Below are 25,748 nucleotides of genomic sequence, written 5' to 3'. Positions count from 1 at the left end.
CATTGCTTCTGTCCCTTGATTTACTGTTTGGAAGATAAAGTTCGATTGAACTGCGCTACTTCACCTCGTTTAAGCACGCTATATGCTGCGGGTAATACAATCAGCGTCAGTAATACGGCACTACTCATACCCCCGACCATAGGCGCAGCGATACGACTCATAACCTCAGAGCCTGCACCTGTTCCATAGAGAATAGGCAGTAAGCCAATAATAATAGTAGCAACAGTCATCATTACGGGCCTTACGCGTAAACCTGCACCATCTAACAGTGCCTGACTATATTGCGCCGCCGATATGGGCATAAAGCTATCACGAGCTTGCTGTTTTAACTCATTTAAAGCTTGATTTAGATACACAAGCATAATAACGCCGATTTCAACAGCAACACCAGCCAAGGCAATGAATCCGACTCCTGCGGCCACCGAATAGTTAAACCCTTCTATATACATCAACCACAAGCCACCTATGAGAGCGACAGGTAGCGTCACTATGATAACGGCCACTTCACTGATGGCTCTAAAGTTCATATACAAAAGTATTACGATGATAGCCATCGTAAGTGGTAGCACATAAGCGAGCTTTTCTTTTGCCCTTTCCATATACTCGTACTGGCCTGCCCAAGTAATGGAATAACCCGCGGGTAACTCCAGTTCGGACGCCAAGTAAGCTTTGGCATTATCGACATAACTACCAATATCTACCCCATCTATATCAATAAACGTCCATCCATTTATTCGCGCATTTTCACTCTTAATGCCCGGCGGCCCATTTTCGATATATATATGGGCGACGTCTCCCAGTGCGATGCGCTGCCCTGAAGGGGTTATTACAGGTAACTTCGCGAGTTGTTCAGGTGAATCTCGATAGTCCTGAGGGTACCTCAAATTGACAGGGTAGCGCTCTTGTCCCTCAACCGTTTGAGTCACGTTCATGCCGCCAATTGCCGTCGACACAACTTGCTGTACGTCAGCAATGTTTAAACCAAAACGGCTCGCTTTTTCCCGAGCAATATCCACCTTGATATAGCGCCCACCTGCAACCCGCTCAGAGTATACTGAGGCTGTTCCTTTAACGTTTGGTAAGATGCGTTCAATTTCCTGTCCAATTTGTTGGATCACATCTAAATCAGGCCCCGCAACCTTAATACCAACAGGCGTTTTAATACCGGTTGCTAGCATGTCAATTCGCGTTTTTATCGGCATTACCCAAGCATTGGTTACACCGGGAAACTTCACCAATTGATCTAACTCGGCTTTAAGGCTTTCCGTTGTCACACCATCTCGCCACTGCGCTCGAGGTTTGAGTTGGATAAAGGTTTCTATCATCGTCAGGGGTGCCGGGTCCGTCGCCGTTTCCGCACGCCCCACTTTACCAAATACATTTTCAACCTCCGGCACGGTGTGTATCAGCTTATCCGTCTGTTGCAACAGCTCTCGTGCCTTGCCAATCGAAATGCCGGGATAAGTGGTCGGCATATACATCAAATCGCCCTCGTCTAGTGGTGGAATGAACTCACTGCCGATCTTGTTTGCGGGATAAAAACCCACAATGGTGATCAATGATGCTGCCACTATCGTGGTTTTAGGGAACTTCAAGACTTGTCTCAATAAGGGGAAGTAGAGTGCAATCAGGAGTTTGTTTAGTGGGTTTCTATCTTGTGACACCACTTTTCCGCGGATGAAATACCCCATTAAAACAGGTACTAAGGTAATCGCTAGCCCCGCTGATGCCGCCATGGCATAGGTTTTTGTATAAGCTAACGGCGCAAACATTCTGCCTTCTTGCGCTTCTAGGATAAATACGGGTAAAAACGACACAGTGATTATCAGCAAACTAAAAAATAGCGCGGGACCCACTTCAGAAGCCGCCTTGGCCACTACCTGCCAACGATTCTCATCAGTTAAAGGGGTTTTTTCCATGTGTTTATGCATATTTTCTATCATAACAATCGCACCATCGGTCATCGCACCAATGGCTATGGCAATGCCACCTAGAGACATGATATTGGCATTGATACCTTGCAAATGCATGATGATAAAAGAGACTAGGATCCCAAGCGGCAATGTCACGACAGCAACAATTGACGAGCGTAAATGGAATAAAAACACCACGCAAACCAAAGCAACCACGGCCAGCTCTTCTAGCAATTTACTCCAGAGATTTTCAACAGCCCTTTCAATCAGTTGAGAGCGGTCATACACCGGCACAACTTCAACACCATCCGGCAGCGAATTTTGAAGTGATGCGAGCTTTTCTTTAACTCCCTCAATCGTCTGCTGCGCATTCTCGCCAAAACGCATCACCACAATGCCACCAACGGCTTCACCTTCTCCGTTCAGTTCAGCAATGCCTCGTCGCATCTGTGGCCCTATTTGTACATTTGCCACATCCCCGATAGTTAAGGGTGTCCCTTTGCTATTAATACCTAATGGGATCGCTTCAATATCCTCGATCGATTGAATATACCCCGTTGCAGTCACCATATACTCTGCTTCGGCCATTTCTACCACCGACGCTCCCGTCTCTTTATTGCCTTGTTTCAAAGCAATTTCAATCAAACTAAGGGGGACATCATAGGCTCGAAGCTTGTCAGGGTTCACTTCTACTTGGTATTGCTTGACCATACCTCCCACAGCAGCAACCTCAGACACACCAGCCACGGTTTGCAATTCATATTTTAAAAACCAATCTTGAACGCTGCGCAGCTGGCTAATGTCGTGCTGACCGGTTCGATCTGTTAACGCATAGATATACACCCAACCCACACCAGTCGCATCAGGCCCCAGTTGTGGTTTTGCCGTTTCGGGTAGGCTCGCTGATACTTGACTCAAATACTCTAGTACACGGGTGCGCGCCCAATACAAATCGGTGTCATCGTCAAAAATAATATAAACATAAGAATCCCCAAAAAAAGAGAACCCTCGTACCGTTCTTGCGCCAGGCACTGAAAGCATTGCCGTAGTCAACGGAAATGTTACTTGATCTTGGACTACTTGAGGCGCTTGACCCGGGTAGCTTGTTTTAACAATCACTTGTACGTCAGATAAGTCTGGAATGGCATCGACTGGCGTATTTTTAAGTGAATAAACGCCGCCTATTGCAATCATCACAGTTACCAGTAAAACAAAAAAGCGATTGACCAGTGACCACCTAATAATAGATTCAATCATTTTGTCTCCTTACTGATGACTGTGGCTGTGATGCGCATCATCGACAACCTGATGTAATGTCATCTCTGTCACGATTAAGTCATCCCTTACTTCAAAGGTAAACTTGACCGCATCACCTATTTGAAACTGTTTAAGATCAATCCCCTGTGCAGCAACAAAATCCATTGTCGCGGCCTGACGATGCCATTGTTCGATCGCTTCTCGGCTGATGTTTAGCACCCGGCTTTCAATATTGATTTGATTGATCTCCCCAAGTACCGTCGCAGTTGGAAATGACGGCTCTGAAACAATATGGATTTCAGAAACCAAGTATGCGCCAGACTCGAGCTGTTCCACTTTAAAATGTAATTCTTGACCAACTTTGAGTGTCGCGATATCAACCTTGTCCCCAATGTCAAAGTCCATTGTCATTTCAGGCCAGCCCCATGCCGTGACAGGGCCATGCGTAATATTGGCAACTCTCTGAGACACTTGTACACCATTCAACTGCCCTTGCATCCACACAAATGTCGGCTTTTCATCAACACTCATGCGTTTAAAATCGGAATTCTTGCTCGATTCTGAATCAATGAGAAATTGAGCCGAAGTCACAATTTCATCCCCAGCGTTAAGCCCGCTTAAGACTTCAATATACTCATTGGTTACACGGCCAATGGTGATGTCTATAGATTTAAACTGTCCATTACCTACAACGACTACGACCCTGTCTTGTTGTCCCGTGCGGATCACTGCTTCTTTAGGAACCGTGATCACATCATCCACGGGATCTGAGTGAATGGTAACCTGCGCGAACATATTGGGTTTTAATGCCAAGTCTTGGTTACTAAACCTCAGCCTTACGCGTAATGTCCGATTTTGAGCATCAAGGCTTGGGTAAACGTAATCCACTTCACCTTGCCAAGTCTTCCCCGGTAGATAGTCCAATTTCATCGTCACAGGCAAGCCAGCTTTTACGAGTGCGGCTTCTCGTTCAAATACTTCAGCCTCAACCCACACTTGCTGCAGCTGACCAATACTCATCATTGTTGTATCAGGTTGGACGTAAAACCCTTCCCGAATATTTAAGTTTTCTACTACACCAGATTGCGGCGCGTAAAAAGTGACGGTTTGACTCACGTCTTTCGTCTGCACCAGATGCTCTATGAATTTAGGTGACATTTTAAGCGCTTTCAAACGCTTGCGCGCTGCACTAATCAATTGTTGATCAGATTGCTTTAAAGCGACCAACACCTCTTTTTGTGCATTCACAAGTTCAGGCGAATACAGTTCATATAACGCTTGACCCTGCTCAACTTTCTGTCCCATTGACTTGATGTACAATTTGTCTATCCAACCCGCTACTCGAGGGTGAATATGTACTAGCTTATCTTCATCGTAACCAACGTAACCAACCGTGGTTATCTCTGTTTGTAAGCGCGTAGCTTTAGCAAGTGCAGTTCTCACCCCCAAATTATTCTCAACATGCGGGGAAATGGTGACAACCCCAGGGCCTATGTCTATATCGGCCTGCGACTCTTCATATACCGGCACCAAATCCATTCCCATTGGTGATTTTCCCGGTTTATCCCGACGGTAATTCGCATCCATTGGCGCTACCCAATACAGTGGCTTTTTCTCTTCAACGGCGTTATTCATGCTTGGGGTTTCGCCACTTTGCAAACCATAGAAGCTAACTAAACCTCCACCAATAAGTGCACCTAAGAGTACACCTATCAGGTTGTTTTTAATCGATGACATCATTACACAGCCCCACCTTTATTTCCCATGACCTGAAATATATAATCTAGGGAGCCAAGGCTAATCTGCCTCATTGGGCTTAACCGCAAAAAACATACTCGAAAACAGCTTTGAAAGCCGATACACGTTTTAAAAGTTACATGCTCAACACTCATCAGAATTGCTCCTCATAACGTTTTACTTCTGCATATACTGAGTGGCTACCATCCGCCTTTAACAACAGAACTTGATATGGGTGAAAGCGCTTGCCAACTTCCATTCCAGGAGAACCCAACGGCATGGCAGGCACAGATAAGCCAATTGCCCCTTTAACCGGTGCCTGCAAAAATTGCTTGATAAACTTTGCCGGTACATGGCCCTCAAACACAAACCCATCCTCACTAACACCGGTGTGACAAGATTGATATTTAGGTAAAATATTCAAACGCTTTTTAATTGCGCTCAAATCAGCTAAATCGAAGGCTTTATGAGATACATTTTGATCCGCAAGATGTTTCAGCCACTTACCACAGCAGCCGCAAGTAGGCGTTTTATAAACGTTTAAGACAGATAGTGCTGAGTTTTGATCAGCATAAGAAAAACTTTGAAAAATCATCCCAGCGGCAAGCAACAGCCACTGAGGTACTAATTTGAAATATTGCATTCTGACACTCTTACAATTTTTATCGATGTTGGAACATCTGAGGCACACTCAAATCCTCAATAAACCACAAAGGTTATGGAACAGATCAGTATGGCTTAGATGAATTAATAACCAAAAGCCCAAATTTTGGGCACAATAAGCCTGTGCTAGGCCAGAATGGGGGGTTTATAAACGGAACTAATGGTGCTTTGTGGTGTCCCTGAGGAACATGGAAATGATTGCTCTGCAAACCCGTTTCGGTTGTATAACAAGCTTGCACCGCCAACATAAAGCGAAAATGGCGCGCACATGTTTGTTGGGCAACTACAGTCTGTTTTGCAACAGTCCATATCACCATACATCGACATTTGACTATGTTTTTCTGATGCGACCATGTGCTGGTGGTCATGATTTTCAGTCTCTATATTCATTGACATATGCCCTGAGGGCATAGTGTGAGAACACACCATCTCTGCTTTAGCAGCTGGTTGCACAATAAACATAACCATTACAACTGCCATCAGCATAAGCTGAGCAGCCAAAGTGGTAGGTTTTGCTGTGCGATATGTTTTCACGGTAATTTATGAATCGACTAACTGATATTTGGCTTTACTATAACGTCAAATGACGACTTAGCAAAGCATCAATCAAAAAGAGTGACGCAGTAGTCACTCTTTTTTGGCGCATAATGGTATAGATATTGCCGTATTAAGCTGTGCGTACAGCCTCTCGACGATATGCCCAGATCATTAGACCTAATCCACCGATAACCATTGGCAAAGATAGAATTTGCCCTTGAGATATCACACCAGCGTATAATCCAATATGCGCATCGGGCTCGCGGAAGTACTCAATCGCAAATCTAAAACACCCATAACCTAGCAAGAATAGACCGGCAATACTGCCCGCTGGGCGTGGTTGCTTGCGGTACCAAACCAAAATCAAGAACAATACTAAGCCCTCAAAAAACGCTTCGTATAACTGAGATGGGTGTCTCGGAACGCCTCCAGCATCGGCACCTGGAAATATAAACGCCCAAGGTACATCTGTTGCACGCCCCCACAGTTCACCATTGATGAAGTTCCCTATACGGCCAGCTAAAAGACCCACTGGTACCATAGGCACAACAAAGTCGCCAACGGCAAGCGGTGACTTATTAGTACGCCAAGCGAATACAAAAATCGCGGTAATGACACCTAATGCTCCACCATGGAAAGACATGCCGCCTTCCCAGACCTTAAATAAGGTAATAGGATCAGCCAAAAATTTGTTGAAGTTGTAGAACAGCACATAACCTATGCGTCCACCAAGAATAACCCCAAGCATGCCATAAAAGAGCAAGTCACTAACCTGCTCCTTAGTCCACCCAGAGTTGGGCTTTTCTGACTCTTTGTTTGCCCACCACATCGCAAACGCAAAGCCAATCAAGTACATAAGGCCGTACCAACGCACACTTAACGGACCAATTGAAAAAATAATCGGATCTATTTCTGGAAACTGCAAAGCCATCGCTTTCCCTCAATAAAATAACATTTTGCCTGCAATCATGACCAGTATGAATGCAAACACCTTTTTAATTGTTGCGACAGGTAAATACAGCGTCGCTTTCGCACCTAATGGCGCGGTAAACCATGAAGTCAGTACAATGCCAAATAGCGCTGGCAAATAAACATAACCTGCAAAACCGTGTTGCAGTGACAGCTTCTCACTGCCAGAGACAATATAACCAATACTACCGAACAAGGCGATCACTATGCCACTGACCGAGGCACAACCAATTGCCTTTCGCATATGCACTGAAAAAAAGCCCAGTAGCGGCACAATCAAAACCCCTCCCCCAATGCCTATCATCGCACTAAGCGCCCCCATTACGATTGTAATAACGCTGATAACGGGACCACTTGGCAATGTTCTGTGCTCAGTATTTTCACTGCGTTTACTTGAAATCACCATATTAATGGCTATCAGCACAACACACACTAAAAAAATCCACTTGACGATTATTGCAGGAATTAATGTTGTAAAAAAGCCACTTATCAATGCGCCAGTGGCGACACCAACCATAACCCAAGGCGCTATGTGCCAAGGAATGTTGTTGTTTCGATGATGCGCTAATGCTGAAGACGTTGAGGTAAACAAGATAGAAGCCAATGAGGTAGCAATAGCAACCACAATTACTTGATCTGCGGGCAAAACTGAAAAGCCGATTAAAATTGCAGATAAAATAGGAACAATGATTAACCCACCACCAATACCAAGTAACCCAGCCAAAAAGCCAACGGCACAACCCAGCATGGCACAACTCAAAATTAATGATGTGCTGAAAAACATATTTATGCTCACCGCTTTAGTTGTGCGCTATGTTAACGTATTTGAATTTCGCCTGCACCCCAAGATTAAAAGCACCGCTCTTTCTTATTGAGCTGTTTTCTATGCGCTCTCTCAGATATGCGCTATTTGCCTTGCTTGGCAACTTTCGGTGATTGATTTGCTTTAGACATTCTGTAGGGTTAAGCACGGGTAATAATGGACATAGTAAACCTGCGTCTTAGCAATGATTAGCGGGTATATTTATCCTAAAGCATAAGGCATCGTAATACTTGAATTGGTTGTATTCTCAGCTTGATAGGGAGACGACTAAATGGTGTTCAAAAAAACTAATTAAGACATTAATGTTTATTAGTTAGAGGTAGAGTGAGTATACAGTAACTCAGCCAATTCATGGTGAATCAAAAACTCTCTAATTAAACGATGTACTTGAATAGCACTCGATGCCGAAAGGCACTGCGCTAACAATGCTTCCATGTCTTCTACTCTCAGCCGCCTTAAGACCCATTTCACCTTATGCAAAGAGGAAATATTCATACTTAAGCGCCTGTAACCCATAGCCACTAACAATATCGCACCTTCGTACTCACCGCCTAGCTCACCACATAAACTGAAGGGTAATTCCAAGCTTTGGCAATCGCGGGCAATTTTATACAGCGCACGCAAAACACTTGGGTGGTATGGTTCAAATAATTCAGCGACACGCGCATTGGCTCTATCGACTGCTAGCAAGTACTGGGTTAAGTCATTGCTCCCTACCGAGCAAAAGTCAACTTTGTCAGCCCATTCAGGTAACAAAAATAAGCTCGACGGTACTTCTAACATGACCCCTATTTCAGGTTTGTCTATTTGGTAAAACTGATCAGCCCACTCTTCTTGTAATTCAAAATATGCTTGCTCTAGCAATAACAGTGCATCATCCACTTCTTCCGTGTGGCTCACCATAGGCAACATAATTTGTAAATTACCCAAACCTGCATTGGCCTTTATCATCGCCTTTAATTGATCCAAAAACAGCTCGGGGTGGTCCAAAGTCACCCGTATTCCGCGCCACCCTAAAAAAGGGTTTTCTTCTTCAATGTCAAAATAATCAAGAACCTTGTCACCACCTATATCTAGGGTACGCATAACCACAGGTTCTGGATGGTAACGCGACAGTACTTCACGATAGCACTGCTCTTGCTCTGCCTGTGAGGGGAATTGTCCCCTTTGCATGAACCATGATTCAGTACGATAGAGGCCAACCCCATCGCTGTATTTTGCACTCATATGCTCTGCTGAGAGATCTAACCCAGCATTGAGTAGCAGACTGATCCGCTCACCATCTAACGTCACGGGCGGTAAATCGTACTCCGCTTCAAATTTGTCATTTAGCTGACTGTCTTTTAGCTTTAATGCCTCATATTCTTGTGTGAGCACTTTTGACGGTGAAATATAAACGCGACCCGCGTAAGCATCCAATATAATTGGTTTATCCTCGAACTGGAGTAACGGTACATTCTCAATACCCCAAATTGCGGGTATGCCCATCGCTCTCGTCAATATTGACGCATGTGAATTTGCTGAGCCATGTACACTGACAACCCCCACCAGTTTGCTTTTTGGTACTTCGGCTAACATCGCTGGCGTTAACGTATCTGCAATGATGATCGTCTGCTCATGGTAAGATTTTGCAATACTCTCAGTACTTACCAAATGATGTAAAACTCTTAGCCCTAAATCTTTCACATCTACAGCACGCTCTTTGATATAGGGATCTTGCATAGCTTCAAATTGCGCAATGAGCTCACTGATAACATGTTTAAGTGCCGACTTTGCATCCCACCCTTTATCCAACTCTTTATCTACTTTCTCGCCGAGACTTCTGGCATCGAGTAATTGCTGGTATACCTCAAAAACGGCCAACGCTTCTTTAGGCAATGATGCAGACAAACAATTTGCAAGAATATGAAACTCCTGCCGAGTAGCAGCCACAGCTTGTCGGAACATCTGCCTTTGCCCCGCAACATTGTCACTCTTAGTAGACTCAATACTTGAAAACGCTAATTTAGGTAGCACCACATACGCTTTTCCCAGCGCGATACCAGGCGCACTAGGTACACCTTTAAGAACGGAGGTTTTATGGGTAGATGCATCTTGCTTAAGAATTGTCTGAAGCTCAACATGTGCCAATTGAGACGCGAGTTGGGCCGATAAGGTAATTAAGAACGACTCTTCATCATCGCTGAAAACACGGGTATTTTTTTGTTGGACAACAATAACGCCCAAGACCTTTCTTTGATGAACTACAGGCACTGACAAAAAGGCATTAAAGCCCTCTTCGTTCACTTCCGGAGCGTGTTTAAAGCGCGGGTGGCTCTGTGCGTGAGCAATATTAATAGGCTCTTCTCGCTGCGCAACAAGCCCAACAAGCCCCTCTGTAAAGCCAATACGAAATTGACCTACTGCATTTGGGTTAAGGCCATCGCTGGCCATAAGAACAAAATTGTCTTTGCTGTAATCCGCAAAGTAAATGGAGCAACATTCTGTCTGCATGGCATTTTTGACCATAGTCACAAATAAGTTCAATGCGTTGTCTAGGTTATCTTGTTGAGATACAGCTTCTGCAATTGACCTTAATGTTGCTAACACTTTAATTCCTTACCTATCGTCTGCGCCAATGATCTTTATGGTTATGCTCTTTGCGATTAAAGGGCATCGCAAACGGCGCAAACTCTTTCATCACTCTACGATAAACATCTCTTTTAAACGAGACTACCTGTCTAACTGGGTACCAATAACTAACCCATCTCCAGTCGTCAAATTCTGGGTGGTGCGTTCTGAGTAAGTCCACCTCTTCATCTTTGCATCTTAGCTTAAGCAAAAACCACTTTTGCTTTTGCCCAATACAGACTGGGCTGGAGTCTTTACGAATTAATCGTTTCGGTAATTTGTACCGCAGCCAGTGTTTAGAGCTCGCGACAATCTCCACGTCTTCAGGCCTTAAGCCAACTTCTTCATGAAGCTCCCGATACATGGTTTGTTCAGGTGTTTCTCCTTCGTCCACACCCCCTTGAGGAAACTGCCAAGAGTGCTGACCATAACGTCTAGCCCAAAATACTTGCCCTTGGTTGTTACATATTACAATTCCCACATTGGCACGAAATCCTTCGGCATCAATCACCTTAGCGCCTCATTCTTATATCAATTTTACTTGATTGTTCCATATCTAAGAGACATCAGCAAACATTATTCCCGCTTTTGCTCAAGTTACCCACAGCTTGTGCATAACTTTTAACTAACGCGCCCAATTTACAAACAAATCCACAGAAACAGAGCAAAAAAGCTAACTTCTCCACAGAAACTGTGGATAATATTGTTCATATATCTGTATTTATCCAAAAATACGACAAAAGTGGCTGTGAAGAAGAATGCAAAAAACCACTAAACCTCTTTATTATCATTACGTTACACTATTCACACCCATCATCAAGAGTGGTTAATCTTCCACCACAAACAACTAGGTTAAAAAACACACAGGCAGGACTTAATCCACACGCAGCCACTTATCTGGTAACATTGGCAGACAATAATTAGGTATACGAGTCATCTACGTGCAACGAGTTTCTCCTCCACTTTCCATATCAGAATTAATGCAACGCGTTGAAGCCATTGCAGGCACCACACTTGGTGAGTTAGCTGCTCAGTTCAAATTTAAAAGTCCAGAGGATCTACTCAAAGAAAAGGGTTGGCCAGGACAGTTAATTGAGCATGTACTGGGAGCAAGCGCTGGTTCAAAGCCCGTACCCGACTTTGAGCATATTGGCGTGGAGTTAAAAACACTGCCGATTAGTTATCAAGGAAAGCCTTTAGAAACCACTTATGTCTCAATAGTACCGCTCACAGAGCTGACTGGTTTAAGTTGGCATCAATCAAGCGTAAAGAAAAAGCTCACCCATGTTTTGTGGTTACCTATTTTAGCAGAGCGTGATATAGCCCCTGTAGACAGAACAATAGGCACTGGATTTTTGTGGCAGCCTTCGGTAGAGCAAGAAGCGCAACTTAGACGCGATTGGGAAGAGCAAATTGAACTTATCGCGTTAGGCCGCATTCAAGAAATTTCAGGTCATTTAGGAGAGGTGATGCAAATCCGCCCAAAAGCGGCAAACAGTAAAGTGTTGACCGATGCTATCGGCCCAAATGGGGGACTCATTAAAACATTGCCAAGAGGGTTTTATCTTAAAACCCAGTTCACACAAACTATTTTGGTCAATCAGTTTGCCAATTAAACAACGTCTTGACCAAAAAGCAATCACCTGACAATAGCCGGGTAAGATGATTACGTTATTATGATTTATTAATGCTAAAGTAATATAAACCTTTTGAAACAAGTGAACCCCAATCGCCTGAAGGGCAGCTGGATTCATTGTTTTCAAACCACATTGTCACAGTTTTTTCAGCCGTCATTGCCGCCAATAACGCACTATACATCGCTTGACAATACTCACTAGTATGGCCATCAGGACCGCCTTGCAAATTACACACAACAGAGTTTGTCATTCTTAAAGGCCTACTTCCAACACCACTAAATGACGCAGCAACGTTACCTTTGGGCGACAGTTGTACATTGGATACGGTACCTTCGCAGTGATGCTTATTCGCAGCGGCATTGAAACTAAGCGTCGCACCTAGGCATAAAAAGGCAATGGTAGATATTTTAGATGCCATTAATTATGAACTCCTTTTTTATTATTTAACTTTTTTCAGCGTCAAGAATTCTATCATAAAAAACATAATGATAGCCTTTTCTCAAGTCATAAAATAGCCTTCTTTAAGAGTAAAAAAATCCGCTGCACCTACATGCAGCGGATTTTTAAGGCAATAGTATGGTTTAATTACTACTGACCTTTAATTTCTGAACGACCGTTGTAAACCGCTTTTTCACCTAGCGCTTCTTCGATACGAAGCAGCTGGTTGTACTTAGCAACACGGTCTGAACGACACAGTGAACCCGTCTTAATTTGACCAGCCGAAGTACCTACCGCCAAATCAGCAATTGTCGCATCTTCAGTTTCACCAGAACGGTGTGAAATTACCGCTGTGAAACCTGCATCTTGTGCCATCTTGATTGCATCAAGTGTTTCAGAAAGAGAACCAATCTGGTTGAACTTGATTAAGATAGAGTTACCGATGTTCTCATCGATACCACGCTTTAAGATCTTAGTATTAGTAACAAATAAATCGTCACCTACAAGCTGAACTTTCTCACCGATTTTATCAGTTAAGATTTTCCAACCAGCCCAATCGCTTTCATCTAAACCATCTTCGATAGATACGATAGGGTAACGTGCAGCAAGATCAGCTAGGAAATCAGCAAAGCCTTCAGAGTCAAATGCTTTACCTTCACCGCTTAGGTCATATTTACCATCTTTGTAGAACTCTGAAGACGCACAATCTAGCGCTAAAGTGACATCTTTGTTCATTTCATAGCCCGCAGCAGCAACCGCTTCAACGATAACTTCTAACGCTTCTTCGTTTGACTTAAGATCTGGCGCAAAGCCACCTTCGTCACCAACAGCAGTATTTAGGCCACGCGCACTTAATACTTTTTTCAAGCTGTGGAAGATTTCAGCACCCATACGTAGGGCTTCACGGAAACTAGACGCGCCAACAGGCTGAACCATGAATTCTTGAATATCAACGTTATTGTCAGCGTGCTCACCACCATTGATGATGTTCATCATAGGTACAGGCATTGAGAATTGGCCTGAAGTACCGTTAATGTCAGCAATGTGCTCGTAAAGTGCGACGCCTTTCTCTTGTGCAGCAGCTTTAGCCGTTGCTAGAGAAACTGCTAAAATTGCATTTGCACCTAGTTTTTCTTTATTTTCAGTACCGTCTAGGTCAAGCATGACTTGGTCAACAGCGCGCTGTTCAAGTGCATTCTGGCCTTCTAGTGCCTGTGCAATTTCATTGTTTACAAAGTTAACTGCTGTAAGTACACCTTTACCTAAGTAACGAGACTTATCACCATCACGTAATTCAAGTGCTTCGCGAGTTCCTGTTGATGCACCAGATGGCGCACATGCGCGGCCCCAAGCGCCAGAGTCTAAATGGACGTCGGCTTCAACAGTAGGGTTACCACGTGAGTCCATAACTTCACGGCCAATCACTTTTACGATTTTTGACATCTTGATTCCTCTTTTCCCAAAGTGGTGAGTGTTTTTATTTCTGCTTAATTCGCATTGCTATACAACCGATAATGTGTGTTCAGTCGCATAGCGATGCTGCCAGCAATTACAGCATAAACAAACAAAAAAGCCGTGCACTCGTGCACGGCTTTCTCATTTAAGAGTTTTCTTTCTGGTGACTAAATGCTGCACCTACAAACCCTTCAAACAATGGGTGACCATCACGCGGGGTTGATGTAAATTCCGGGTGGAACTGCGCCGCAATAAACCAAGGGTGATCTTTATTTTCAATGATCTCCACCAGCTTTTTATCTTCAGACAAGCCAGTAAATGCAAGGCCAGCTTGCTCAAGCTTTTCAACGAAGTTATTGTTCACTTCATAACGGTGGCGGTGACGCTCTGTAATTTCCGCGTTACCATATACCTCACGAACTTTAGAACCTTCAGCTAAATGACATAGCTGTGCGCCAAGACGCATTGTACCGCCTAAGTCAGATTGCTCTGTGCGCGTTTCAACATTGCCATCTGCATCCAACCATTCAGTGATCAAGCCAACAACTGGGTTTGGTGTATTCACATCAAACTCTGTTGAGTTCGCATTTTCAAGACCAGCAACATTACGAGCATACTCAATCAATGCCACTTGCATCCCTAAGCAAATACCTAAGTATGGCACTTTGTTTTCACGTGCATATTGAGCAGCAAGAATTTTACCTTCAACACCACGGTTACCAAAACCACCTGGCACCAAAATAGCGTCTAGGTGAGCAAGTAGTTCAGTGCCTTTACTTTCGATATCTTGAGAATCAACATATTCGATATTCACGGTTACTCGATTTTTTAAACCAGCATGTTTGAGCGCTTCATTCACTGACTTATACGCATCTGGTAGTTCGATGTACTTACCAACCATACCAATTGTTACTTCACCCGTAGGGTTAGACTCTTGATATAACACCTGCTCCCACTCAGACAAGTCCGCTTCTGGACAATCTAAATAGAAACGGCGACATACTAAGTTATCCAACTCTTGAGACTTTAGCAGTGCAGGGATTTTGTAGATGCTATCTACGTCTTGTAGTGAGATAACCGCTTTTTCTTCCACATTTGTGAAAAGTGCGATCTTCGCTCTTTCATTTGCCGGTAACTTACAGTTAGAACGACATACAAGAATATCAGGCTGAATACCAATTGAGCGCAGCTCTTTTACTGAGTGCTGTGTCGGCTTAGTTTTAACTTCACCCGCAGCGCCAAGGAATGGAACAAGCGTTAAGTGCATGAACAATGCATGCTCACGACCTAGCTCTGTACCTAGCTGACGAATTGCTTCAAGGAACGGTTGAGACTCGATATCACCAACAGTACCGCCAATCTCTACGATTGCGATATCATGACCTTCAGCACCTTCGATAACGCGACGCTTAATATCATTAGTAATATGCGGGATAACCTGAATAGTTGCGCCTAGGTATTCACCCTTACGCTCGCGACGAAGTACATCTTCAAACACTCGACCCTGCGTAAAGTTGTTACGGCTAGTCATCTTGGTGCGAATAAAGCGCTCGTAGTGACCAAGGTCAAGGTCTGTTTCCGCCCCGTCTTCAGTTACGAAAACTTCACCATGTTGAATCGGGCTCATTGTGCCTGGGTCAACATTGATATAAGGATCCAGCTTAAGAATTGTCACATTAAGGCCACGGGCCTCTAAAATCGCAGCCAATGATGCAGCTGCAATACCTTTACCCAAGGAGGAAACTACTCCGCCCGTTACGAAGATAAATTTTGTACTCATGCGAACCCTAGAATATCAAGGAAAATGGAATTTAAATAAGAATCAAGACGGGGCAATAGTATAGCAAAAGCCCAATTAGCAATCCAGCAAAATTATTGGGCGAATGATGTTTAAACTTTAGACTGTTGTTTTATATGCTCCCACGCAGCATCCATTTGCTCTAGGCTAGCTTCATTTAAACGAATATTTTTCTCTGCTAGTACAGATTCTACCTGTACAAACCGATTGGTAAATTTATTGCTTGCCTGACGCAATAATTGCTCGGGATCTCGTTTAGTGTGACGGATCACATTGACCGTCGCAAATAGCAAATCGCCCAACTCCTCAGCACTGTGTTCTGAGTAAGGGTCTTCGGCTAATGCCTCATTGACCTCTTGAACTTCTTCTTCCACCTTTTCAAGTGCGCCGTGATAACTTGGCCAGTCGAACCCCAGAGATGCAGCGCGTTTTTGAATTTTTTTAGCCCGTGTCAGTGCGGGTAAGCTCGACACAATATCATCACCAAATTGTCGTGATTTATTATCGCTCTCTCGCTCAGCCTGCTTTATCGCTTGCCACTGTGCGTCAAGTTCAGCTTCTGACAAAGAAACTTGCTGCTCAAAAACGTGAGGATGTCGACGAACGAGTTTTTCATTCAAACCAGCCATGATGGCATCAAAGTCAAACAATCCCGCTTCTTTACCTAGCTGTGCATAAAATATAACTTGAAACAGTAAGTCTCCAAGTTCGTCTTTTAACCCAACAAAATCTTCTTTTTCAATGGCGTCTGCAACTTCATGTGCCTCCTCTAAAGTATGTGGCACAATCGTTTTGAAACTCTGCTGCTTATCCCAGTCACAACCTGTTTCTGGATCTCGTAACTTGGCCATAATAGCGAGTAACTGTTGTAGATTTTGGCTCATAATTTTACCTTAGTGCTGCCTTTTCGCTTCAAACACACCTTCCGTTTGCAACAGCTTTGTAAGCAATCGGTTCATGGCAGATAAGTCCCCTACTTCAATTTTCATCGTGAAAATAGCGACACCCTTTTCATGTTGTGTTTGCACATTCATATTCAACACATTGACTTTTTCATTGGCTAAAACCGCACTAATGTCACGGATCAACCCTTGCCTATCATTGGCTTCAATACGAATGGTTATCTCGTAAAACGATTGCACATCTTCGGACCAACTAACTGCAATTTCTCGCTCAGGGTTTTGCTCAGTGATATGTGCAAATGCATCACAATCAGCACGGTGTACAGCAATTCCCCGTCCTTGTGTGATATAACCCACGATGTCATCACCCGGCACTGGTTGACAGCATTTCGCAACATGGCTCAGTAAGCTACCCACGCCTTCCACCACAATGCCATTTTTATCACCTTTGTGCTTTTTACGTGTGCTGAGCTTTAACTGTGGCTCAACTTCAGGCTTGTCTTGGATAAAGTTCAAGAACTGATTAATGCGCACATCCCCTGCGCCAATTGCGACCATCAAGTCGTCTAACACCTTGAAGTTAAAGCGCTCGATGGCTGGCTCCAACTCCTTATAACTGATGTCCAGCTTTTGCAGGTGGCTATCCAGTATCTCTTTACCGGCCTGCAAGTTTTTATCTCGGTCTTGTTGTTTAAACCAATGGTGGATCTTGCTACGAGCGCGCGAAGAATGAATATAGCCCAAAGACGGATTTAACCAATCTCGACTCGGAGACGGGTTTTTCTGCGTGAGTATTTCAACTTGGTCGCCCGTAGAGAGTTTGTAAGTGAAGGGCACTATTTTGCCAAACACTTTGGCACCAATGCAGCGGTGGCCAACATTTGAGTGTATGTAGTAAGCAAAGTCCAAGGGGGTAGAACCCAAAGGCAAATCAAAAATATCGCCGCGAGGAGTGAAGACATATACTCTATCTTCCACAACTTGATTTTTGAGTTCTTCAGCAAACTCACTGCCATCCACGACTTCCTCTTGCCACTGAAGCAGCTTTCTCAGCCAGCTGATTTTCTGCTCATAACCCGAACCACGACCAGGCAACGCGCCCTCTTTATACATCCAATGGGCGGCAACCCCCATTTCAGCGTCTTTGTGCATGTCGTGTGTACGTATTTGGATCTCCACAGTTTTGCCTTCTGGGCCAAAAACCACCGTATGTATAGACTGGTAGCCGTTTGGCTTAGGCGTTGCCACATAGTCGTCAAATTCTTTGTTTAGATGACGCCAGTTGGTGTGCACAATACCAAGGGCTGCGTAACAATCTTGTAATTCATCCACCACGATACGCATAGCACGAATATCAAACAGCTGCTCGAAAGCATAGTTTTTCTGTGCCATCTTCTTGTAAATGCTAAAAATGTGCTTTGGCCGCCCATACACTTCGGCTTTGACATTGGCATCCGACAACTTTTGCTGAACAGACTCAACCATATTAACCATGTAGGCTTCTCTGGCTAAGCGCTTATCAGCAAGCTTTTTTGCTATCGTTTTATAACTGTCTGGGTGCAAATATCTAAAAGAGAGATCTTCAAGTTCCCACTTTAACTGACCAATACCCAGTCGATTTGCTAAAGGGGCAAATATATTGGCAGTTGTTTTTGCTGCTACCACACGCTCTTCTTCACTAGCATCTTTAACACTGCGCAAATAACAAATTTGTTCTGCCAGTTTAATCACCACCGCACGCACATCTTCGACCATGGCCAGCAACATGCGACGAATTTTATCAATTTGTACATTGCCCTTGCTTTGGTGTGCCAGCGTACTGATTGACGCCATTTGATCGACGCCCTTTAACAACAGCGAAATGTTTTCGCCCAGTGATTTTTCAACAGCGTCAAAATCGAGCTGCTCAGCAAGAAAGTAAGGGGTCAAAAAAGCACTTGCGAGCGATTCGGCATCAAAATTAAGCTCGGCCAAAATCTCCACCATCTCAATGGCCTTCTCAAGCAGATCAGTATCCGCTTCCATGGGGCATAACGCGTACGCTTCATTGAGCCGAAGCGTCTTATCTTCTGACAAGTTGAGTAATGCCAGCCGCGCATTAAAATCTGCGGGAAGTTTTGCGTGATGAGATTGGCGAGTCGCGACCATGTTTGACTACCTCCTTTGGAACAGCGCCATAGTTTCAATATGCCCCGTGTGCGGAAACATATTCATCAAAGCGATTTTGCTCAGGGTAAATCCAGCGTTAACAATGAGCGCACTGTCTCTTGCCAACGTAACAGGATCACAAGACACGTAGAGGACTTGGTCAAACTGCTCAAGCGGTAACTGCTTGAGTACTTCATAAGCACCGGTGCGTGAGGGGTCTAACACCAGGGTGTTAAACTCTGTGTTAAACCAAGTTGCTGACACCATATCTTGCGTCAAATCGAACTGGAAAAACTGAGCATTATCGATGCCATTAGTGTGCGCATTTTGAGTGGCCATTGCAACAGAAGAAGCAACACCTTCCACACCAATTATCTGCTTTGCACGTTTTGCCATCAATAATGAGAAATTACCGATCCCGCAAAACAGATCCAGTACCTTATCCGTTTCTTTTAACTGCAACCATTCCATTGCCTGTAGTAACATCGCTTCGTTGACCGCGGCGTTGACCTGAATAAAATTACTGAGTTTAAATTGAAAGCGAATATCGTCGACTTGATACTCTGGAAGTACGTCATAATGCACCTCACTAGCGCCATCATCCCAAAGCACTTGCCAAGGGAGTTGAGTTGATAACACTTGTTTTGTCTTCTCATCAATCGGCTTAGTATGGCGCAATAAAATAAACGGGAAGTTATCCGCTTCGCATAATTGAATGTGGCTTACGCTTTTAAATTGTGAATGGCTATTGAGGGCGACTCTTAATAAAGAAAAGACCTCTTGATACACCTCATTTAATACAGCACACGCGCGTACTTCGACTATCTTTTTCGACTTTGCAGCGCGAAACCCTAGCTTTAAAGATTTCGTGCTCTTGTCCAAATAAGTAGCGATTCTGCCAGCTCTGCGATAATTAACGCTTTCACTCGCAATCGCTTCGCGCCAAGGTAATGATTGAATACCTGCAAATTTCGCAAACAGCTTTTCAACAGCAAGCTGTTTGTGACTTATTTGCGCGCGCTCTTCTAAATGCTGCAGCGAGCATCCACCGCACTCTTGGTAATGCGAACAAAATGGTTTAACCCTGTCAGCACTTGCCGTGACGACCTTTTCTATGACCCCTTCAAAAAGCTTGGCTTTTTGTTGTAGTACTCGTACTTTCACTTGTTCTGAGGGAAGTGCACCGTCAATAAATCCCACTTTGCCTTGATGCTTGGCCACACCGCGTCCGGTATGGTCAAGAGACTCAATCGAAACTTCAAAGACTTGCCCTTTGCCCGTTGTTTTTTTAGCACGAAAAAATTGTGCCATGCATCGCCCCTTTTACATTGCTAAACACCAGTGAACTCGCTAATCTAGAGTTCATAATTATCAAAGTTTTATATCGCAAATTATGTCAAAATTGAGCTTACGAGATAGCGTTTTGTTGCTTACTCTGATCCCGACGGTGTTAATCGGTCTAATACTTGGAGGGTATTTTACTATAAATCGCTACGTAGAGCTTGAACAAATCCTTAAACAGCAAGGCACCAGTATAGCCAATGCTCTGGCGATGACAGTAGAACAACCGCTCACGACAAAAGACAAAGCTAAACTACACGGCATCATCACAAAAGCACATAATCAGCATGCCTCTTTGGTCAACAGCATTGCCGTGTTCGACAAACACAACCAGCTCATCATGACCAGTAACTATCACAGTGAGTTTAATAATCTTCATTATCGTGGCAATGTCGTTGCTTTACATGCAACTGAAGTACAAAAGCTGCGTAATAACTATGTCATATTTGCGCCTGTCAAGCATTATGGAACTGGCTCAGTCTGGCAAGAAGCGCATGCACAGACCACTGCGGTATTGATGGTTGAAATCAGTCAAGATCAGGCCATCATTGGTCAACAAAAAGCATTGTTGTTTAGCAGCGCAATTATTCTGGCGGCCTTGTTTTTAAGCGCTTTATTATCAACGCGACTTAGTCGGATGTTTTCAACACCACTCTCTCAACTGCAGCTTGCAACGGACAAATTAATAGAGGGCAAAACCGATATCGGTGTTAACAATCCCATGCAAGGTGAATTTGACATGATGCGTCAGGGCCTTATCACCATCAGTGAAAAAATGGTCGGGCAACGTGACGAAATGCAAAAACACATCGACCAAGCGACCAGTGATTATCGAGAAACGCTTGAACAGTATGAAACTCAAAATATACAGCTCAATATAGCTAAAAAGGAAGCACAAGTTGCAAACCGTGTTAAGTCAGACTTCCTCGCCAAAATGAGTCACGAGCTTCGTACCCCCCTAAACGGCGTCATCGGTTTCACTAGGCAACTATATAAGACCCCGCTCAATAAACATCAAAAAGACTATTTGGACACCATAGAGCTTTCAGCCAACAGCCTGCTCACCATTATTAGCGATATTTTAGACTTTTCGAAACTTGAAGCTGGCGCCATGGAGCTAGAAAACATCCAGTTTCAACTACGTGACGCGGTGAACGAAGTGATGACGCTGCTTGCCCCAAGTGCCTATGAAAAGCAATTAGAGCTTTCAATAGCCGTTAACCGTCAGGTGCCTGATAATTTAGTTGGCGACCCAACACGGTTTAAACAAGTACTAATTAACCTAATTAGCAATGCGATTAAATTTACGGAAAAAGGCTCCGTTAAAGTTGATATAAGCCACCGGCTTAAAGGCGATACACAAACCTCCCTACTGGTCTCCGTGAGTGATACCGGCTTAGGCATTGCCCAAGAGAAACAAGATACCCTATTCACGCCATTTGCGCAGGCTGACACCAGTATTACACGGAAATTCGGTGGCACCGGCCTTGGTTTGATCATCACTAAACACATCGTAGAAGTGATGCAAGGGCGTATCACATTGAACTCTGCACTTGGTAGTGGCTCTTGCTTTACTTTCAATGCCATTTTCACTTTACCTAATCGCCTATTCAACGATGACTTACCGTGTAAACCGCTTGAGAATAAACGCGTGCTATATTTCGAGCCGCAAGAACATACGCGCAATGCGGTGTGTGCGCAAATTGAAAGTTGGCATATGCAAGTAACAGTGTGTGAAAGCGATGAGGCTTTCCAACATGCGTTATCACAGGAGTTTAGTTACGACATCTGCCTAGTAGGAAATATGGCGACCGTAGATGACATGCAAACAGTGAAAGGGTATATCAATCAAGCTCGCAACAAGGCTGATTACCTATACTTAATGGTGAACACCATCTCACACAATATGCGAGAGTCCTTAATAGGTAGTGGCGCAGATGCATGTATCAGTAAGCCTTTGCACCATAGAAAACTGTGTGAAATGCTGGCGGCACCTTATCGCTTGGATCACCCAGATCTCTCCATTGAAACCGACAGCCCTACACATTTACCACTGAAAGTGCTGATTGCAGATGATAACCATGCGAACCTCAAGTTGCTCTACACATTACTCGAAGAACAAGTAGAAACCATAGAGACAGCACACAATGGTGCCCAAGCAGTGGGTTTATGCAAAACACATAAATACGACTTAATTTTTATGGATATTCAAATGCCGATCATGGATGGTATCACCGCTTGTAAGAGTATAAAAGAATCTTCCATGAACGATGATACCCCCATTATTGCAGTAACAGCACACGCACTCACAGGAGAAAAAGAGCAATTGGTGAAAGATGGATTTAGTGGGTACATGACCAAACCCATCGATGAAGACATGTTAAAACAAATCATTTGTGATCACAGCGCAGCGTCTCCTGTGGAGAGAGCGCAGAAAGAAGAGCAGCTTGTTAGTAGTGTCGCACCATTTGACAGTCATTTACTTGACTGGAACCTTGCTTTGCAACGCGCAGGCAATAAGCCACACCTTGCGCTTGAAATGCTCAATATGCTGCTGCAAAGCGTGCCCGAAACCATCGAGCAGTTAAATGCAGCCTGTGAACAAGAAGATGCCGAGCAACTTCTCAAGATAGTACACAAGTTCCACGGAGCCTGTTGCTATACAGGCGTGCCAAAGCTCAAACAGTTAGCAGAGACAATCGAAACCGCTTTGAAACAGAATAAGGGGTTTAATTATGTGGAACCAGAAGTGTTAGATCTAATTGATGAGCTTACTAACTTAAATCAAGATGCTGAAATCACCACGGTACCAAGTTTGTAAGTGAGATTATACGAAATAAAAAAGGCGCCTTAGGCGCCCTTAACATTCCGAATTTATCGATTATAGTGCTGCGAATACTTCGTCAGTCTTTGCCGCACAAATGAAATCATTCTTGTGAAGACCTTTGATTGAGTGGCTCCACCAAGTTACAGTTACTTTGCCCCACTCAGTAAGAAGGCCTGGGTGGTGTCCCTCTTCTTCAGCCATATCGCCTACTTTGTTAGTAAACTCAAGTGCTAACTTAAAGTTTTTGAACTTATAAACTCTTTCTAATTGCATGATCCCGTCACGCACTTCAGGGACCCAATCAGGGATCTGCTTAATCAATACTGCTAACTCGTCATCTGACACTTTAGGCGCATCCGCACGACACGCTTCACATTTTTGTGCACTTAAAGACATGGATGGTTCCTTAACTTGCTAATTTGTTTTTAGGTGGAAATTTAGGTTCATACAGACCCAATTCTTTGGCTCTTTGTACTAAAGACATAATGTCCATTTGAGAAATATCAAATAAGTCATCAATCGAGTTAATGGTGTAGTACAGGGGCTGCATTATATCAATTCGATATGGTGTACGAAGTACATCTAATACTTCTAGTTTGTTGATCTCTGGTTTATCAGAGTAAACATATTGCGTTTCGCCAGGGCTAGATAAAATACCACCACCGTATATGCGCAAGCCGTTTTCTGTTTGCATCAAACCAAACTCAACAGTAAACCAATAAAGGCGTGCTAGATAAACACGGTCTTTTTTCTCAGCGGCATAACCGAGCTGACCATATTTGTGAGTAAATTCGGCAAATGCTGGATTTGTTAGCATTGCACAGTGTCCAAATATTTCATGGAAGATATCTGGCTCTTGCAGGTAATCAAACTCTTCACGAGAACGAATAAAAGTTGCTACTGGAAACTGTTTGTTGGCCAATAGACGGAAAAACTCATCGAAGTCAATCAAAGCTGGTACCGGGGCAACTTGCCAACCAGTTTCTTTTTCTAATACCGCATTAATTTCGTGCAACTGTGGAATACGATCGTGAGGTAAGTCTATTTTTTTTAGACCTTCCATATATTCATCACATGCCTTTCCCTCAATGCACTTAAGTTGTCTAGCGACTAATTCGGACCAGATCTTATTCTCTTCGTCGCTCCACTCTATGACGCCTTGCTCGTTTGGCTGCTTGGAGATGTATTTACTAGATTTAGCCATAGTAACCTTCTTAAATTTTGATCCCCACTTCTGCTGGTGGAGCGTTCAAACCTGTTATCTGGATACTATGTAAAAGTGAGCAAAATATTAATAGTAGGGACGTAAATGCCCCCACTACAAACCCGGCTTTTTGTACACTTTAAATTACACTTTTGAACAAAAAATATTACACCCCTTTTATTACGGGGCACTCAAGCCAGCTTGGTGTAAACATTTATATACAAGAAAATGCTTTTTCAAGGTCTGCAATAATATCTTCAGCTGCTTCTAATCCAACAGAAATGCGGATCAGACCATCAGAGATACCCGCCGCCAATCGTTCTTCGGGCGTATATGGAGAGTGAGTCATAGAAGCGGGGTGCTGGATCAGCGTCTCTGGATCTCCCAAACTCACAGCCAATGTGCAAAGCTCAGTCGCATTGATAAATTGCTCACCATCTGCCAGCGTCCCTTTAATTTCAAACGCGATGACCCCGCCAGCCGCTTTCATTTGATTACCAATAAAACGATGGCCTGGGTGAGATTCAAGTCCGGGATAATATACCCGCTCTACTTTCGAGTGAGACTCCAAGTATTCCGCCACTTTTTGCGCACTTTCACAGTGCCTTTCCATTCTAATATGAAGCGTTTTTAATCCACGATTGATAAGCCAAGCATCATGAGGGCTGATAGTTGCACCTATGTCTTTTAACACCGTGAGCTTAACTGTTTCGATGTGCTCTTTACTACCACATACGACACCAGCAACTACATCTCCGTGGCCATTCAAATATTTAGTTGCACTGTGAATTACAATATCGATACCAAAATGCTTGGGTTTTTGCAGTAAAGGCGTCATGAAAGTGTTATCAATGACACTGATTAACCCATTTTGCTGGGCAAATTCACCGAGCATCGTCAAATCCAACACCGTCATATTTGGGTTGATGGGGGTTTCAGCAAATAACATTTTACTGTTTGGTTTAAGTGCTGCCTTGAGTGCGTCAAGATCGGTCATGTCTACGAAGCTGACTTCGATCCCAAATTTAGGCAACATATGCGCGAACAATGCAAAGCTACAGCCATACAGTGCACTGGATGCAATTAGGTGGTCACCCTGTTGTAAAAAGCTAAGTACCGAAGCAGAAACCGCGCCCATACCAGTCGCTGTTGCCGCTGCATCTTCCATTTCTTCCAATTGGGCGAGTTTCTCTTCTAGCTCTCGTGTCGTTGGATTACCCAATCGAGTATAGATATAACCAGCTTCCTCACCAGCAAAACGCGCAGCACCTTGAGCCGCATTTGCAAACTTAAAAGTAGAACTCTGATATAAAGGCGCGGTCAAGGCACCATGTGGATCTTCAAAATGATTTGGACCGTGGATACAATTTGTTTGATCATGTAACTTCTTCATTGCTTGCCTGTTTGTTATTATTCAAAAGTTTAATACCTGTATGTAATTAGATATTCTATGAATGATAAATGCACAAGCATGCCGGAAGTTCAGATG

General features: G+C 43.8%; 19 protein-coding genes. 2 read left to right on the top strand and 17 right to left on the bottom strand.

Annotated elements, in window-relative coordinates; genetic code table 11:
- Positions 1–20: 20 nt before the first annotated feature.
- The 8 genes from A7985_RS22290 to rppH form a co-directional block, all read right to left on the bottom strand.
- On the bottom strand, positions 21–3,170 hold the full coding sequence (locus A7985_RS22290; RefSeq protein WP_065792637.1) for an efflux RND transporter permease subunit: 3,150 nt from the start codon (positions 3,168–3,170) through the stop codon (positions 21–23).
- A 9-nt stretch (positions 3,171–3,179) separates the two neighbouring features.
- Complete coding sequence (locus A7985_RS22285) at positions 3,180–4,907, bottom strand: efflux RND transporter periplasmic adaptor subunit (protein ID WP_065792688.1); 1,728 nt, start codon at positions 4,905–4,907, stop codon at positions 3,180–3,182.
- 154 nt (positions 4,908–5,061) lie between these two features.
- Positions 5,062–5,550, bottom strand: a complete 489-nt coding sequence (locus tag A7985_RS22280; RefSeq protein ID WP_065792636.1) for a DUF411 domain-containing protein — start codon at positions 5,548–5,550, stop codon at positions 5,062–5,064.
- Between the two features lie 146 nt (positions 5,551–5,696).
- The gene (locus A7985_RS22275) at positions 5,697–6,038 is read right to left on the bottom strand and encodes a hypothetical protein (RefSeq protein ID WP_141685418.1); all 342 of its coding nucleotides are present in this window, start codon (positions 6,036–6,038) and stop codon (positions 5,697–5,699) included.
- 199 nt (positions 6,039–6,237) lie between these two features.
- Positions 6,238–7,038, bottom strand: a complete 801-nt coding sequence (gene lgt, locus A7985_RS22270) for a prolipoprotein diacylglyceryl transferase (RefSeq protein WP_065792634.1) — start codon at positions 7,036–7,038, stop codon at positions 6,238–6,240.
- 9 nt (positions 7,039–7,047) lie between these two features.
- The gene (locus tag A7985_RS22265) at positions 7,048–7,860 is read right to left on the bottom strand and encodes a sulfite exporter TauE/SafE family protein (RefSeq protein WP_065792633.1); all 813 of its coding nucleotides are present in this window, start codon (positions 7,858–7,860) and stop codon (positions 7,048–7,050) included.
- Positions 7,861–8,208: 348 nt separating this feature from the next.
- Complete coding sequence (gene ptsP, locus A7985_RS22260; protein WP_065792632.1) at positions 8,209–10,488, bottom strand: phosphoenolpyruvate--protein phosphotransferase; 2,280 nt, start codon at positions 10,486–10,488, stop codon at positions 8,209–8,211.
- Positions 10,489–10,501: 13 nt separating this feature from the next.
- Positions 10,502–11,020, bottom strand: a complete 519-nt coding sequence (gene rppH / locus A7985_RS22255; RefSeq protein ID WP_063360376.1) for an RNA pyrophosphohydrolase — start codon at positions 11,018–11,020, stop codon at positions 10,502–10,504.
- 430 nt (positions 11,021–11,450) lie between these two features.
- Between rppH and mutH the strand changes: the two genes are divergently transcribed.
- Positions 11,451–12,125 (top strand): DNA mismatch repair endonuclease MutH, encoded by a 675-nt coding sequence (gene mutH / locus A7985_RS22250; protein WP_081310679.1) that lies wholly within the window; start codon positions 11,451–11,453, stop codon positions 12,123–12,125.
- A 58-nt stretch (positions 12,126–12,183) separates the two neighbouring features.
- On the opposite strand, the gene A7985_RS22245 is transcribed toward mutH, so the two are convergent.
- The 6 genes from A7985_RS22245 to rlmD form a co-directional block, all read right to left on the bottom strand.
- On the bottom strand, positions 12,184–12,564 hold the full coding sequence (locus A7985_RS22245; RefSeq protein ID WP_065792630.1) for a hypothetical protein: 381 nt from the start codon (positions 12,562–12,564) through the stop codon (positions 12,184–12,186).
- 170 nt (positions 12,565–12,734) lie between these two features.
- On the bottom strand, positions 12,735–14,027 hold the full coding sequence (gene eno / locus A7985_RS22240; RefSeq protein ID WP_065792629.1) for a phosphopyruvate hydratase: 1,293 nt from the start codon (positions 14,025–14,027) through the stop codon (positions 12,735–12,737).
- 157 nt (positions 14,028–14,184) lie between these two features.
- Entirely contained in the window at positions 14,185–15,819 is a 1,635-nt protein-coding gene (locus A7985_RS22235) for a CTP synthase (protein ID WP_063359557.1), read from the bottom strand.
- A gap of 110 nt (positions 15,820–15,929) precedes the next feature.
- Positions 15,930–16,721: a nucleoside triphosphate pyrophosphohydrolase gene (gene mazG / locus A7985_RS22230; protein ID WP_065792628.1), complete on the bottom strand. Its 792-nt coding sequence runs from the start codon at positions 16,719–16,721 to the stop codon at positions 15,930–15,932.
- Between the two features lie 9 nt (positions 16,722–16,730).
- Positions 16,731–18,887, bottom strand: coding sequence for a GTP diphosphokinase (gene relA / locus A7985_RS22225; protein ID WP_065792627.1), 2,157 nt, complete (start codon positions 18,885–18,887; stop codon positions 16,731–16,733).
- Positions 18,888–18,893: 6 nt separating this feature from the next.
- Positions 18,894–20,198, bottom strand: coding sequence for a 23S rRNA (uracil(1939)-C(5))-methyltransferase RlmD (rlmD, locus tag A7985_RS22220; protein ID WP_065792626.1), 1,305 nt, complete (start codon positions 20,196–20,198; stop codon positions 18,894–18,896).
- Positions 20,199–20,280: 82 nt separating this feature from the next.
- On the opposite strand from rlmD, the gene barA reads away from it, so the two are divergent.
- The gene (barA, locus tag A7985_RS22215; protein WP_065792625.1) at positions 20,281–23,049 is read left to right on the top strand and encodes a two-component sensor histidine kinase BarA; all 2,769 of its coding nucleotides are present in this window, start codon (positions 20,281–20,283) and stop codon (positions 23,047–23,049) included.
- Positions 23,050–23,109: 60 nt separating this feature from the next.
- Here the strand turns inward: barA and A7985_RS22210 are convergent, their stop codons facing one another.
- The 3 genes from A7985_RS22210 to megL form a co-directional block, all read right to left on the bottom strand.
- Complete coding sequence (locus A7985_RS22210) at positions 23,110–23,451, bottom strand: 4a-hydroxytetrahydrobiopterin dehydratase (protein ID WP_065792624.1); 342 nt, start codon at positions 23,449–23,451, stop codon at positions 23,110–23,112.
- A gap of 10 nt (positions 23,452–23,461) precedes the next feature.
- Complete coding sequence (gene phhA, locus A7985_RS22205) at positions 23,462–24,259, bottom strand: phenylalanine 4-monooxygenase (protein WP_065792623.1); 798 nt, start codon at positions 24,257–24,259, stop codon at positions 23,462–23,464.
- A gap of 214 nt (positions 24,260–24,473) precedes the next feature.
- Positions 24,474–25,652 (bottom strand): methionine gamma-lyase, encoded by a 1,179-nt coding sequence (gene megL, locus A7985_RS22200; protein ID WP_065792622.1) that lies wholly within the window; start codon positions 25,650–25,652, stop codon positions 24,474–24,476.
- Positions 25,653–25,748: the final 96 nt, after the last annotated feature.

The organism is Pseudoalteromonas luteoviolacea (assembly GCF_001696455.1).
Taxonomy (GTDB): Bacteria; Pseudomonadota; Gammaproteobacteria; order Enterobacterales; family Alteromonadaceae; genus Pseudoalteromonas; species Pseudoalteromonas luteoviolacea_C.
The sequence above is the reverse complement of the archived record's forward strand: the minus strand, read 5'-3'. Positions and strand labels throughout refer to the sequence as shown.